The organism is Streptomyces mirabilis, assembly GCF_018310535.1.
Taxonomy (GTDB): domain Bacteria; phylum Actinomycetota; class Actinomycetes; order Streptomycetales; family Streptomycetaceae; genus Streptomyces.
Genome location: NZ_CP074102.1, coordinates 2,335,990 through 2,349,635 on the forward strand (window position 1 = coordinate 2,335,990; position 13,646 = coordinate 2,349,635).

Annotated in this window: 10 protein-coding genes; all 10 read right to left on the minus strand. The window is 71.9% G+C overall.

Annotation, left to right across the window (positions count from 1 at the left end):
* Positions 1–23 precede the first annotated feature (23 nt).
* On the minus strand, positions 24–3,107 hold the full coding sequence (locus tag SMIR_RS10075; RefSeq protein WP_212726893.1) for a helix-turn-helix transcriptional regulator: 3,084 nt from the start codon (positions 3,105–3,107) through the stop codon (positions 24–26).
* Positions 3,108–3,211: 104 nt separating this feature from the next.
* Positions 3,212–3,397 carry a hypothetical protein gene (locus SMIR_RS10080; RefSeq protein ID WP_168495796.1) on the minus strand — a complete coding sequence of 62 codons (186 nt, stop codon included), beginning with the start codon at positions 3,395–3,397 and terminating at the stop codon, positions 3,212–3,214.
* Between the two features lie 198 nt (positions 3,398–3,595).
* Positions 3,596–4,192 carry a hypothetical protein gene (locus SMIR_RS10085; protein ID WP_212726894.1) on the minus strand — a complete coding sequence of 199 codons (597 nt, stop codon included), beginning with the start codon at positions 4,190–4,192 and terminating at the stop codon, positions 3,596–3,598.
* A gap of 64 nt (positions 4,193–4,256) precedes the next feature.
* Positions 4,257–4,823 carry a GNAT family N-acetyltransferase gene (locus tag SMIR_RS10090; RefSeq protein WP_067370891.1) on the minus strand — a complete coding sequence of 189 codons (567 nt, stop codon included), beginning with the start codon at positions 4,821–4,823 and terminating at the stop codon, positions 4,257–4,259.
* A complete protein-coding gene (locus tag SMIR_RS10095; RefSeq protein WP_212726895.1) occupies positions 4,801–7,056 on the minus strand; it encodes an MMPL family transporter in 2,256 nt (751 codons plus the stop codon). Before SMIR_RS10095 ends, SMIR_RS10090 begins: the two co-directional genes overlap by 23 nt.
* 245 nt (positions 7,057–7,301) lie before the next feature.
* A complete protein-coding gene (gene gatB, locus SMIR_RS10100; RefSeq protein WP_168495790.1) occupies positions 7,302–8,819 on the minus strand; it encodes an Asp-tRNA(Asn)/Glu-tRNA(Gln) amidotransferase subunit GatB in 1,518 nt (505 codons plus the stop codon).
* A 16-nt stretch (positions 8,820–8,835) separates the two neighbouring features.
* On the minus strand, positions 8,836–9,078 hold the full coding sequence (locus tag SMIR_RS10105) for a hypothetical protein (protein ID WP_101400827.1): 243 nt from the start codon (positions 9,076–9,078) through the stop codon (positions 8,836–8,838).
* Entirely contained in the window at positions 9,075–10,580 is a 1,506-nt protein-coding gene (gatA, locus tag SMIR_RS10110) for an Asp-tRNA(Asn)/Glu-tRNA(Gln) amidotransferase subunit GatA (protein ID WP_168495788.1), read from the minus strand. Before gatA ends, SMIR_RS10105 begins: the two co-directional genes overlap by 4 nt.
* Positions 10,581–10,585: 5 nt before the next feature.
* The gene (gatC, locus tag SMIR_RS10115; protein ID WP_010984178.1) at positions 10,586–10,882 is read right to left on the minus strand and encodes an Asp-tRNA(Asn)/Glu-tRNA(Gln) amidotransferase subunit GatC; all 297 of its coding nucleotides are present in this window, start codon (positions 10,880–10,882) and stop codon (positions 10,586–10,588) included.
* Positions 10,883–11,332: 450 nt separating this feature from the next.
* Complete coding sequence (locus SMIR_RS10120) at positions 11,333–13,579, minus strand: putative bifunctional diguanylate cyclase/phosphodiesterase (RefSeq protein WP_212726896.1); 2,247 nt, start codon at positions 13,577–13,579, stop codon at positions 11,333–11,335.
* Between the last annotated feature and the right edge of the window lie 67 nt (positions 13,580–13,646).

The following is a 13,646-nucleotide window of genomic DNA, read 5'->3' on the forward strand; positions in this document are numbered from 1 at the left end:
CCGGGTCCGTACCAGCGTATGCCTCAGCCCGCCGTCCGGGCGGTGGGGGCCTCCTGGGGGAACAGACGCAGGCGGTGCGCCAGCGCCGCCGCCTCCCCCCGGCCCGAGACGTCCAGCTTGGCCAGGATGTTCGAGACATGGACGCTGGCGGTCTTCGGGGAGATGAAGAGTTCCTCGGCGATCTGGCGGTTGCTGCGGCCGGCGGCGACGAGGCGCAGGACGTCGCGCTCACGACTGGTGAGGCCGAGGGCCTCGGCCGGGTCGGCGGGAGCCGGGGCCGACGGCTCGGGGGCGCGGCCCAGGGCGAGGCGGGCCCGCTGGGCGAGGAGCGCGACGGCGTCGGCGAGCGGGCGGGCGCCGAGGTGGCCGGCCGCCGCACCGGCCAGCCGCAGAAGCTCCGTGGCGCGGGCCCGGTCGTCCTCGTCGGCTCCCGCGATCAGCAGGGACTCGGCGAGTCGGTGACGGACACGGGCGAGGTCGTAGGGGCGCTCCAGCGGTTCGAAGGCGGTGACCGCCTCGGACCATTCGTGCGGGTCGGCCGTGCCCTCGGCGCGGCGGAGCTCGGCGCGTACCCACCTTTCATGGGCGAGCCAGACGGGTGCTCCGGTGGCCAGGGACTTGGCGGCCTTGCGCAGCCGCTCCAGGGTGCCGGCGCGGCCCGCCTCGGCGACGGGCAGTCCGCGGGCGTCGGCCTCCGCGGTGGCGGCGGCGAGCAGCAGCGGCCAGCCGTCACGCTGGGTGCCGGGCGGGAAGCCCGCGTCGAGGGTGTCCTCCAGGGCGGCGCGGGCGTCGAGGAGGCGTCCCTCTCCGGCGGCGATGCCGATCGCGGTGCGGACCAGGGGCAGCGAGTGCTGCGGCATGGAGTCGTGGGTGCCGAAGTGGGCGCGGGCGGCGGTGAGTTGACGTGCGGCCTCGGCGAGGTCGCCGCGGGCGAGCGCGAGATCCGCGAGGCGCATGGCACCGCTGCCGGACGGTTTGCCGCTGAGCCCGACACGCAGGGCGTTGCGCGCGGCCTCCACGGCCTCGTCCCACTGGCCGAGCGCGTAGAGCGACTCCGAGAGGTTGCCCCACACCCAGGCCTCGGTGTCCAACAGCCCGGCCTTCCGGGCGAGTTCGATGCCCTCGCGCAGGATCGTGATCGCTTCCCGGGAGCGGCCGACCGACTCCAGGTGGGACGGCAGGTTGACGTATACACGCCCCGTGACGTGGGAGGCGCCGTGCCGGGGTACCCGCTCCTTGACCTCGTACATCTCCGCGATGCCCGTCTCCACGTCGCCCGCGTCGACCATGAGGCCGCCGAGCGTGAGCCGGGCGTTCAGCTCGATGTCCCGGGCGCCGACCATGCGCGCGTACTCCACGGCGCGCTCGGCGGCCGAGAGGGCGCCGGGGCCCGGTTCGTGCAGCATGCACCAGGCGGCGACCATGGAGAGCACCTCGGCGTGCACCTCCGACGGCGGCAGGCCGCGCACCAGGTCCTGGGCGGTGGCGAGCTCCGTCCAGCCGTCCCCCCGGGCCTGTGCCTGCACCAGGCGGGAGCGCTGGGTCCAGAACCAGGCGGCGCGGAGGGGGTCGTCCTCGTCCTCCAGGACGCGCAGCGCCCGCTTGGTGATCTTCAGGGCGCGCTCGCGCTCCCCGCACAGCCGGCCCGCGACGGCGGCCTCGGCCATCAGGTCGAGGTAACGCAGAGGGGTTTTGGCCGGGTCGCAGCCACAGGGTGGGAAGACCTCCACGTAGTCGATGGGGCGCAGCTCGTCCCGTACGGCTTCGGGGGCGGCCTCCCACAGCTCCATCGCGCGCTCCAGGAGCCTGAGTTGCTCGGAGTGGGCGTGGCGGCGGCGGGCCGCGACGGAGGCGTCGAGGACGGCGGGCAGGGCCTTGGCCGCGTCGTGCGCGTGGTACCAGTAACTGGCCAGGCGGGTGGCGCGCTCGTCGGCCGGGACGAGTGTGGGGTCGGCCTCCAGGGCTTCGGCGTAGCGGCGGTTGAAACGGGAGCGCTCACCGGGGAGCAGGTCGTCGCTGACGGCCTCGCGGACCAGGGAGTGGCGGAAGCGGTAGCCGTCGCCGCCGGGTGAGGCGTGCAGGATGTTGGCGCCGACCGCGGCGCGCAGCGCCTCGATGAGGTCGTCCTCGGCGAGCCGGGCGACGGCGGCCAGCAGCGGGTACTCGACGGTGGAGCCGCCCTCGGCGACGATCCGGGCGATGCGCTGGGCGCTCTCGGGGAGGCCTTCGACGCGGACGAGGAGCAGGTCGCGCAGGGAGTCGGTGAGTCCGGTGCGGCAGCCCTGGTGGGCGGCGACGGCGAGCTCCTCGACGAAGAACGCGTTGCCGTCGGAGCGTTCGAAGATGTCGTCGACCTGGGCGGGGTCGGGTTCGTGGGCGAGGATGCCGGCGATCTGACGGCCGACCTCGGCGCGGCTGAAGCGGCCGAGTTCGATGCGGCGGACCGTACGGAGGCGGTCGAGTTCGGCCAGCAGGGGGCGCAGGGGGTGGCGGCGGTGGATGTCGTCGGCGCGGTAGGTGGCGATGACGACGAGGCGGCCGCTGCGCAGGGTGCGGAAGAGGTAGGCCAGCAGGTGGCGGGTGGAGGCGTCGGCCCAGTGCAGGTCTTCGAGGGCGACGACGACGGTGCGGTCGGCGGCGACGCGCTCCAGGAGGCGGGCGGTGAGCTCGAAGAGGCGGGCCATGCCCTCCTCGTCGGGCCGTCCGCCGCGGCCGGTCTCGCCCAGCTCAGGCAGCAGCCGGGCCAGCTCGTCCTCCTGTCCGGCGGCCGCGGCGGCGAGCTCGTCGGGGAGCAGCCGGCGCAGAGCGCGCAGGGCGGTGGAGAACGGGGCGAAGGGCAGTCCGTCGGCGCCGATCTCCACACAGCCGCCGCACACGAAGACGGCGCCCTCGCGGACGGCCACGGTGGCGAACTCCTCGAGCAGGCGGGTCTTCCCGACTCCGGCCTCACCACCCAGCAGCAACGCCTGCGGCTCTCCCCCGGTGCTGAACGCCTGGGAGGTACCCCCAGTGACCGTACGGGCGAGCGCGTCGTGCAGGACGCCGAGTTCGTCGGTGCGACCGACGAACACCGGGCTGACGGACCTGGTTTCCACAGGCCCGAGCATCGCACAGGGGTCTGACAGTGCGGCACTGGTTATCGAGCGGGCGACCGCCACCCCGCTCGCTGGGAGGCGGCCGACCCCCGTACGGCCGCCCCCCGCCCCCGCGCTCATGCGGCGCGGGCGAACCGGTGTCGGCGGGGACGCGGACTATGCGCCTGCCCCTCCGAGTCGTTCTGCCCGGACTCGCGCGCTGCGGCGCGACGGCCACGGAGGGCTTCCTGCGCCTGGCGGTGGTTCTGTGCCTCGCGGATCAGTTCGTTGGATCGCATCTGCTGAAGCTCGTACTCGAACATGTCGTGTCCCTCGTGAGGAGTGGGTTTCGTCATCGCTTTCCGCGATGCCTCAACCTTCGTCTCCCAGGGGGGTGCGTCGCATCGGGAGAGTTCCGCATCTTGCGCACGCGAAGGGCCTTAGAGCGGCCGTAGGTGACTTACGGCGGCCCTAAGGCCCCTCAGAGGTACGGAGATCCAGCCGGGAATTCAGCCCGGGATTCAGCTGGTGGACGGCAGTCCGAGAATGATGTCGGAGTACTTGGCGACGGCGAGGACCAGGCCGATGACGCCGAGCGAGACGCCCGCCCAGGCGACCGACTTGATCCAGGCGGCCTGCGGCTTGCCGGGGGCCCCGAAGGCGGGCCGGACCAGGACCACGACGCCGACGATCAGCGCGGCCAGCGCGAAGAGGCCGCCGACCAGCGCGGTGGTCGCCCACGCGTCGCCGTAGACCTCCTTGACCTGCTTGGCGACGCTCGCGGTCGAGGAGGTCCCCAGCTGGCCGACGAGGGTCTCGCGGGCGGCGGCCACGGTGGCGACCCAGCTGCCGGTGAGGGACACGACGCCAAGGCCGGCGGAGACGACGGCGGCGGCGCCCTGGCCGACGCCGGGGGTGCCCTTCTCGGCCTCGGGGGCGTCCTCGCCCTCCAGGGCCTCGGCGTCGAGGTCGTCCTGGTCCTCGGCTACGGCGTTGCCGGTCTCCTCGACCTCGGCGTCCGGCGCCTCGTCGGTCTTGGTGACGTTCACGGTCTCCTCGTCGCTCTTTGCCTCGGTGCCGTTCGCGTCCACGGCTTCGTCAACTGTCTTGGTTCCCATGACCCGCACCGTACGGACGGAGTCTGAGAAGTCTCTTAATGATCGTTGTGAGCGACGGCCACGATCATCGTTGCTCACGCGCGCGTGCCGCCCGCCACTCGGGCGCGAGCACCGACCAGACCTCCATGTCGAGGCGTACGCCCCGGTGGGGGTAGCTCTCCCGCAACACCGCGTCCCGGGTCATCCCGAGCCGCCGGGCGCCGTTCACGCTCGGCACGTTCGCCGAGGCGGCGATCCACTCCACACGGTGGATCCCGCGCTCCTCGACCGCCCAGTCGATGAGGATCCGCATCGCCCGGGTGACCAGACCGCGTCCGGTGCCGGCGGGTTCCAGCCAGCAGCCGACCTCGCAGTTGCCATGCTCGGCGTCGAAATTCAGGAAGAGCACCCCGCCGACGAGCTTCCCCTCCAGCCACAGGCCGTGCAGGGACCCGGTGTCGGCGGCGCGCATGTCGGCGTACCGCTGGAGTGTCTCCCGCGCGGAGGGCACGTCCGTGGCCTTGGAGCCGAAGGGGATGTACTGCCCGATGAATTCCCTCCCCCGGTCCAGGTGCGCGAGAAACTCCTCCGCCTGCCAGGGCTCCAGGGGCCGCAGTTCCGCGCCGTCGTCACCCAGGGATATCGCGTACATCCTGCTGCCGCCCCTTCTCCAGCTCGTCCTCCAGTACGTCCGCCACCTCGGCGTCCGTCGCAGCAGCCAGCCTCTCATGGGCGGCGCGGCACTCGGGCGGTTCGACGCTGATGCGCGGCAGCCGCCGGTCGAGCCAGCGGGGCAGCCACCAGTTGGCGCCGCCGAGCAGATGCATGAGGGCGGGGACCAGGAGAGTGCGCAGGACGAAGGCGTCGAGAGCGACGGCGGAGGCGAGGGCGATGCCGAACATCGCGATGACGCGGTCGCCGCTGAGCACGAAGGCGAGGAAGACCGAGATCATGATGACGGCGGCGGAGTTGATCACCCGGCTGGTCTCGGCGAGCCCGACCCGGACGGCACGGCGGTTGTCGCCGGTCTCCAGCCACTCCTCGTACATCCGGCTGACCAAGAAGACCTGGTAGTCCATGGAGAGCCCGAAGAGGACCGACACCATGATCACGGGGAGGAAGGGCTCGATCGGACCCGCGCGGCCGAGGCCCAGCGGCTCGCTCCCCCAGCCCCACTGGAAGATCGCGACGACCACCCCGAACGCGGCGGCCACGGCGGCGATGTTCATCACGGCGGCCTTCAGCGGAATGCCGAGCGAGCGGAAGGCGAGCAGGAGCAGCACACACCCGAGGCCGATCACGACGCCCACGAAGAGGGGCAGTTTGCCGACGATGACGGCGGCGAAGTCGTCGTAGCTCGCCGTCACGCCGCCGACGCGCACGTCGAGCCCGGTGCCCGCCTCGACGCGCGGCAGCACCTCGGTGCGCAGCCGGTCCACGAGGTCGCTGGTCTGCTGGGACTGCGGCGCGGAGCGCGGGACGACGGTGAGGTACGCGGTGTCGCCCCCGGTGTCGTACGTCACCGGGGTCACCGAGGCGACCCCTGCGGTCGCCCGGAGCGTGCTGTCCAGGCTGTCGAGGGCGAGCCTGTCCTCGGCGCCGCCGACGTGGGTGACCAGGGTCAGCGGTCCGTTCACGCCCGGCCCGAAGCCTTCGGCGAGGAGGTCGTACGCCTGCCGGGTCGTCGTCGACCTCGGGTTGTTGCCCTGGTCGGAGGTGCCGAGATGGAGGGAGAGCGTGGGCAGGGCGAGCAGCGCCATGACGGCCACGGCGACCGCGCCGAGCAGCTTGGGGTGGCGCTCCACGAACACCGACCAGCGGGCGGCGAGTCCGGTGGGGAGCTCCGGCTGGGGCCCGTGCTCGTACAGCCTGCGCCGCTCGCGCCGGCTGAGGGCGCGCGGGCCGATGAAGGACAGGAGGGCGGGCAGCAGGGTCACGGAGGCCGCGACGGTGAGGACCACGGTCGAGGAGGCCGCGATCGCGACACCGTTGAGGAAGCTGAGCCGCAGGATGAGCATGCCGAGCAGGGCGATGCAGACGGTGGCGCCCGCGAAGACGACCGCGCGGCCGGTGGTGGCGACGGCGTTGCGGGCCGCCTCGGCCACCGGAAGCCCGCGTTTGAGCCCGCGCCGGTGCCGGGTCACGATGAACAGCGCGTAGTCGATGCCGACGCCGAGGCCGATCAGCGTGCCGAGCATGGGCGCGAAGTCGGCGACGGTCATCGCGTGCCCCAGGAGCACGATCGAGGCGTACGCCGTCCCGACGCCGACCAGGGCGGTGGCGATGGGCAGCAGGGAGGCGGCGAGCGAGCCGAAGGCGAGGAAGAGCACCGCGGCGGCCACGACCACGCCGACGACCTCGGCGAGGTGCCCGCCGGAGGACTCCGTGAGCCCGATGGCGCTGCCGCCCAACTCCACCTGGAGCCCGTCGGTCTCGGCGGCCTTGGCGGCGTCGACGACGGCCTGCGCCTCGCTCTTGGAGATGTTGTCGGCCTGGCCGTCGAAGGTGACGGTGGCGTACGCCGTACGTCCGTCGCCGCTGATCCGGCCCGTGCCCTGCCCTTCGTAGGGGCTGACGACGGAGGCCACGCCGGGCAGGGCGGCGATCTCGTCGAGGGCGCGCGTCATGGTCTGTTCGACGGCGGCGGCGCGGACGGTGCCGGGGGTGGTCCGCCAGACGACGGTGTCGCTGTCGCCGCCGAGACCGGGGAAGCCCTGCTGCAGGAGCCGGTCGGCGTGGCCCGATTCGGTGCCGGGGGCCTCGTAGTTGTTCGAGTACGCGGAGCCCGTGACGGCCGCGGCGGCGCTCACCCCGCCGAGGGCGAGGAGCCACAGCAGGACGGTGACGAGGCGGTGCCGTACACACCAGCGCGCAAGGGCTGCCAACGGACAAGCTCCCAGAGTGTTTTACGGATCTTTACCGGGATTTGCCCGCAAAGAACGCATGACTAATGCGTCATCACTCTTGCAGCCAGAAGCGATCGTTTGCCTCATTCATGGGCCTGCTCACAAGAGTGCGAGGTAGTTCACACGACAATCCGATGAACTCTGTCGCATCAAGGGCCCCCGGACATGCCTGGGGGGATGCATCGGTGTCGATGCATCCCCCCAGGTGGGTGCTTGACGGGTACTCAGCCCTCGCTGACGCCCAGCTTCTCCAGGATGAGTTCCTTGACGCGGGCCGCGTCGGCCTGGCCGCGGGTGGCCTTCATGACCGCGCCGACCAGGGCGCCGACCGCGGCCACCTTGCCGCCGCGGATCTTGTCCGCGACGCCCGGGTTGCCGGCGATGGCCTCGTCGACGGCGGCGGTCAGCGCGCCCTCGTCCGAGACGACCTTCAGACCGCGCTTGTCGACGACCTCGTCCGGGGTGCCCTCGCCCGCGAGCACGCCCTCGATGACCTGGCGGGCGAGCTTGTCGTTCAGGTCCCCGGAGGCGACGAGCTGCGTCACCCGGGCAACCTGCGCCGGGGTGATGGGCAGGTCCTCCAGGGCCTTGCCCGACTCGTTTGCGCTGCGCGCCAGTTCACCCATCCACCACTTACGGGCGGACGCGGCGTCCGCACCGGCCTCGATCGTGGCGACGATCGGGTCGATGGCACCGGCGTTCAGGATCGACTGCATGTCGTGCGCCGAGACACCCCACTCCTCACGGAGGCGGTTGCGACGCGCGAGCGGCTGCTCTGGCAGACCCGCGCGCAGCTCCTCGACCCACTCGCGGGACGGGGCGACCGGGACGAGGTCGGGCTCCGGGAAGTACCGGTAGTCCTCGGCCTCCTCCTTCACACGGCCCGAGGTCGTGGACCCGGTGTCCTCGTGGAAGTGGCGGGTCTCCTGGATGATCGTGCCGCCGCTGTTGAGAACCGCGGCGTGCCGCTGGATCTCGAAGCGGGCCGCACGCTCCACGGAGCGCAGCGAGTTGACGTTCTTCGTCTCGGAGCGCGTGCCGAACTTCTCGCGGCCGTGCGGGCGCAGCGACAGGTTCACGTCGCAGCGCATCTGGCCCATCTCCATGCGGGCCTCCGAGACGCCGAGCGCCTTGATGAGCTCGCGCAGCTCGGCGACGTACGCCTTGGCGACCTCGGGAGCGCGCTCGCCCGCACCCTCGATCGGCTTGGTGACGATCTCGATGAGGGGGATGCCCGCGCGGTTGTAGTCGAGCAGGGAGTGCGAGGCGCCGTGGATACGGCCGGTCGCGCCACCCACGTGGGTGGACTTGCCGGTGTCCTCCTCCATGTGTGCGCGCTCGATCTCCACGCGGAAGACCTCGCCGTCCTCCAGCTGTACGTCGAGGTAGCCGTTGAAGGCGATCGGCTCGTCGTACTGGGAGGTCTGGAAGTTCTTCGGCATGTCCGGATAGAAGTAGTTCTTCCGGGCGAAGCGGCACCACTCGGCGATCTCGCAGTGCAGCGCGAGGCCGATCTTGATGGCGGACTCGACGCCGGTCGCGTTGACGACGGGCAGCGAGCCGGGCATGCCGAGGCAGGTCGGGCAGGTCTGCGAGTTGGGCGCGGCGCCCAGCTCGGTGGAACACCCGCAGAACATCTTGGTCTTGGTGCCGAGCTCGACATGGACTTCGAGGCCCATGACGGGGTCGTACGTCGCGAGAGCGTCCTCGTACGACACCAGCTCGTCGGTCGTGGTGGTCACGGTGAAAACTTCCCTCTCAGCCCAGCAGGACGTCGTCGTCGCCCAGGCGCCTGAGCTCCCGGTAGAGGATGGCGAGGCCGGTGACGATGGCGGCGGCGGACACGGCCGCGTCGATGAGTCGCAGCGTGTCGTGCTCCGTGCGGGCCTTCTTGGCCTGCTTGGCGACGCCGACGGCACCGAACGCGGTGGTCGCGATGGACAGGTACGTGCCGGACTTGGACTTCTTGAAGCCCTTGGCCTTGGTCAGAGCCTTACTCACAGCGACGGAGCCTCCTCGAGCAGCGGGTGCCCCCACTTTTCCACGAAGGCGGCCTCGACTGCGGCGCCGACCTTGTAAAGCCTGTCGTCCTTCATCGCGGGGGCGATGATCTGCAGACCGACCGGGAGGTTGTCCTCCGGGGCGAGACCGCAGGGCAGCGACATGGCGGCGTTGCCCGCCAGGTTGGTCGGGATGGTGCACAGGTCCGCGAGGTACATCGCCATCGGGTCGTCGGCTCGCTCGCCGATCGGGAAGGCGGTGGTCGGCGTGGTCGGCGAGACGATGACGTCGACCTTCTCGAACGACTTCTCGAAGTCGCGCGTGATGAGCGTACGGACCTTCTGGGCGCTGCCGTAGTAGGCGTCGTAGTAGCCGGAGCTGAGCGCGTACGTGCCGAGCATGATGCGGCGCTTGACCTCGGGGCCGAAGCCCGCCTCACGGGTGAGGGAGGTGACCTCCTCGGCCGACTTCGTGCCGTCGTCGCCGACCCTGAGGCCGTAGCGCATGGCGTCGAAGCGGGCGAGGTTGCTCGAACACTCGGACGGGGCGATCAGGTAGTACGCCGCCAGCGCCAGGTCGAAGGACGGGCAGTCCAGCTCGACGATCTCGGCGCCGAGCTCCCCCAGCAGGGCGACGGCCTCGTCGAAGCGCTGCACGACACCGGCCTGGTAGCCCTCGCCGCGGAACTGCTTGACGACACCGACACGCATGCCGGCGACCGAGCCGTTGCGGGCCGCCTCGACGACCGGCGGGACCGGGGCGTCGATGGAGGTGGAGTCGAGCGGGTCGTGGCCCGCGATGACCTCGTGCAGCAGCGCGGCGTCCAGGACCGTACGGGCGCAGGGACCGCCCTGGTCGAGGGAGGACGAGAACGCGACCATGCCGTAGCGCGACACCCCGCCGTACGTCGGCTTGACGCCGACCGTGCCGGTGACGGCGGCGGGCTGGCGGATGGAGCCGCCGGTGTCCGTGCCGATGGCGAGGGGCGCCTCGAACGAGGCGAGCGCGGCGCTCGACCCGCCGCCGGAGCCGCCGGGGATACGGGTGAGGTCCCAGGGGTTGCCGGTGGGGCCGTACGCGCTGTTCTCGGTGGAGGACCCCATGGCGAACTCGTCCATATTGGTCTTGCCGAGGATGACGACGTCGGCGGCCTTCAGCTTCGCGGTAACCGTCGCGTCGTACGGCGGGATCCAGCCCTCGAGGATCTTCGAACCGACGGTCGTCGGGATGCCCTCGGTGGTGAAGATGTCCTTGAGCGCGAGCGGCACACCGGCCAGCGGGCCGAGCTTCTCGCCCCGCTCCCGCTTCGCGTCGACGGCGCGGGCCTGCGCGAGGGCACCCTCGCGGTCGACGTGCAGGAAGGCGTGCACCTTCTCGTCGACGGCCTCGATCCGGGCGAGGTGGGCCTCGGTGACCGCGACGGCCGTGAGTTCGCCCGCGGCGATCTTCGCGGCGATCTCGGCCGCCGTCAGCTTGATGATGTTGACGTTGGTGTCCGTCATGGTGATTAGTCCTCCCCCAGGATCTGCGGCACCTTGAAACGCTGCTGCTCCTGGGCCGGGGCGCCGGAGAGCGCCTGCTCGGGGGTGAGCGACGGACGGACCTCGTCCGCGCGCATGACGTTCGTCAGCGGCAGCGGGTGAGAGGTCGGCGGTACGTCTTGGTCGGCGACCTCGCTGACGCGGGCGACCGCGCCGATGATGTCGTCGAGCTGGCCGGCGAAGTGGTCGAGCTCTTCGGCCTTCAGCTCCAGACGCGCCAGCCGTGCGAGGTGGGCGACCTCCTCGCGCGTGATGCCAGGCATGCAGCGATCCTCTGGGTGAGAGTGTGTGGTTTGGCCCAATCCTATGGGTCCGGGGCCGATGCCTGCGCCCGGGTTTGCCTCAGGCCCCTTTCCCACCCGTACCATCCGTGACGGTTTGTGTACGAGGTGGAAGTCGCCGGTGGGGGTTCCCCGCCGTCGGCGCCGACCCGTCCGGGAACCGGCACCACCGTCCAGAACCTGCGGACCGCCCGTGGCTGATCGCGCGGTTCCCCGCGCCCCCATCGGCGCGTCATTCTCCACCGTGATGAAGCTGCGGGCCGTCCGTGGCTGATGGCGCGGTTCTCCGTGCCCCTGACGGGGCGCGGACGCCGACGGCGAACAAGCCGCACGGGAGAGGTCCGCTTGTCGGGTGGCCGTCACGGGTGGTGCGCGGGTGGGAGAACCCGGCGGGAGCCCCACGACCCGGCACCCGACAACGAACCGTCGGAGCTACTCCGCCGCCGGCAGCGCGGCACGCGGCCGCTGCCAGCCGCGCGACCCCCGCGCCAGCAGCCACGCCGTCGCCTCCTCCGGAGGCATCGCCGCCGCGACCAGCCACCCCTGCACCGCGTCACACCCGAGATCCCGCAACCGCTCCCACGTCTCGTCGTCCTCGACACCCTCCGCCACGACGAGCAGCCCCAGCGAATGCGCGAGATCGAGGGTGCAGCGCACGATCTCCGCGTCCTCGTTGTCCACGGCGAGCCGCGCGACGAAGGACCGGTCGATCTTCAGCTCGCTCACCGGCAGCCGCCGCAGATGCACCAGCGAGGAGTACCCCGTACCGAAGTCGTCCAGCGACATCTTCACGCCGTGCCCGGTCAGCGCGGCCAGCGTGTCCGCGGCCCGCTGCGGGTCCTCCAGGAGCACATGCTCCGTTATCTCCAGCTGCAACGCCCCCGCGGGGACCCCGTGCCGGGCGAGCCGCGCGGCCACCGAGCCCGCGAAACCGGGAGTGTGGACGTCCCGCGGGGACACGTTCACCGCGACCGGTACGCGCAGTCCCTGCGCCCGCCAGCGCGCGACCTGGGCGAGCGCGGTCTCCAGCACGTACTCGGTGAGGTACGGCATCAGCCCGGACGACTCGGCGATCGCGATGAACTCGTCCGGCGGCACCCTCCCCCGCTCGGGATGCACCCAGCGGACCAGCGCCTCGAGCCCGACCACCTGTCCGTCGAAGCGGACCTTGGGCTGGTAGTGCAGTTCGACGTCACCGGCGTCCAGCGCCCGGCGCAGATCCCCCAGCAGACCGAGCCGGTCCGGCGTGTTCGAGTCCCGCTTGGACTCGTACACCTCCACCCCCGTACGGTCCCGCTTGGCCTGGTACATCGCCACGTCCGCCCGCCGCAGCAGCCCCTCCGCGTCCAGCGCGTGGTCGGGAAAGACGGCCAGCCCGGCGCTGGCCTCCAGGACGAGGGTGAGTCCGTCGAGGTCGAGCGGCGAGCCGAGGGCGGCGACAAGATTGCGGGCGACCCGCGTGGCCGACGTGGTGGAGTCGGCGACGGGCAGTAACACGGCGAACTCGTCCCCGCCGAGCCGCGCGGCCTCCGCCCCGCGCGGCAGCGCCAGCCGCAGCCGGTCGGCTATCTGAAGGAGCAGTCGGTCGCCGGCGAGGTGCCCCAATGTGTCATTCACAGAACGGAAGCGGTCGAGGTCGATCAGCATCAGGGCGGAGCGCGCACCGATGCGCTCGGCATCGTCCAGAGCCGTCCAGGTCCGTTCGAGCAGCCACTGGCGGTTGGGCAGCCCGGTCAGCGGGTCGCGCAGTTGCTCCTCGGCCCGGACGCGGGCGATCCACAGGGTGGAGTCGAGTGCGATGAGGGGGATCGAGAACAGCGGCAGCAGCATCGGCTGGGCGACCGCGACCACACAGATCAGCGGCGCGATGCCGAGCAGCGCGACGGCGACCAGGCCCTGCCTGACCAGCGCCGTGCGAGTGGCGGTGGGCAGTCCGCCGGTGCCCGGCGCGTGCAGGTACCAGAGCAGGACGCGGGTGACCGCGAGATAGGCGGTCGCGACCAGCACCACCTCGGGTGCGGCGTAGAAGTTCCAGCTCTCCGGATCCCAGGGCGCCTCCACGGACGACACCCGCCCGAACATGGCGAGGACCAGCGCTCCGGCGCCGATGCCGAGGATGTCGACCGCGCCGTGCAACACCCCCTGGCGCCAGCGGCCTCGGCGGGCGGCGCCGACCAGCACGACGACGGTCAGGCTGACCATCCCGGCGGCCACCCAGCCGTACAGCAGCAGGACCGCGAGGGTGAGCGCGGCGCCGGAGCCCGTGCCGCCCCACCAGCGGGCGCGGCCGAGGGCGACCAGATGGCCGACGATGATGCCGGTCAGTACGGCCAGCGACCAGCCGACCGCGCCGGACGGGAAGAGGGCGTGGTGGCCGCTGAACGCCCGGTAGAAGCCGCCGCCGAGGACGAACGCGGCCATCCCGACTACCGCGGCGGGCAGCGTGGGCAAGGAGATGTGCCGTTCGGGATCGTGACCGGACAGGCCGCCGCCACGCCCGGCGGTGAGCCTGCCGACACCCGGGGCCGGAGCCGCTACGGTGAGGGGTGGTGCGGAGCCCTGCCCGCCCGTGCCGGGGCGCTCCGACGAACGCCCCGTCCGGAGGCCGGCCATCCACGCGCCGGTCATCCGGCGCAGGCGCAGCCGTGAGTCCGGGGCGGCGCTCTCGGTCGGTTCCATTCCCGTCCCTCTCACAGCCGGCGGTGCCCACGCCACGCGGTCCGCTGCCGGCGACAACTGCCAACGG

What these genes read in the sequence shown, in the direction of transcription:
- SMIR_RS10075 (WP_212726893.1), bottom strand. Translation starts at nt 3,107, where the DNA reads ATGCTCGGGCCTGTGGAAACCAGGTCCGTCAGCCCGGTGTTCGTCGGT.
- SMIR_RS10080 (WP_168495796.1), bottom strand. Translation starts at nt 3,397, where the DNA reads ATGTTCGAGTACGAGCTTCAGCAGATGCGATCCAACGAACTGATCCGC.
- SMIR_RS10085 (WP_212726894.1), bottom strand. Translation starts at nt 4,192, where the DNA reads ATGGGAACCAAGACAGTTGACGAAGCCGTGGACGCGAACGGCACCGAG.
- SMIR_RS10090 (WP_067370891.1), bottom strand. Translation starts at nt 4,823, where the DNA reads ATGTACGCGATATCCCTGGGTGACGACGGCGCGGAACTGCGGCCCCTG.
- gatA (WP_168495788.1), bottom strand. Translation starts at nt 10,580, where the DNA reads ATGACGGACACCAACGTCAACATCATCAAGCTGACGGCGGCCGAGATC.
- gatC (WP_010984178.1), bottom strand. Translation starts at nt 10,882, where the DNA reads ATGCCTGGCATCACGCGCGAGGAGGTCGCCCACCTCGCACGGCTGGCG.
- SMIR_RS10120 (WP_212726896.1), bottom strand. Translation starts at nt 13,579, where the DNA reads ATGGAACCGACCGAGAGCGCCGCCCCGGACTCACGGCTGCGCCTGCGC.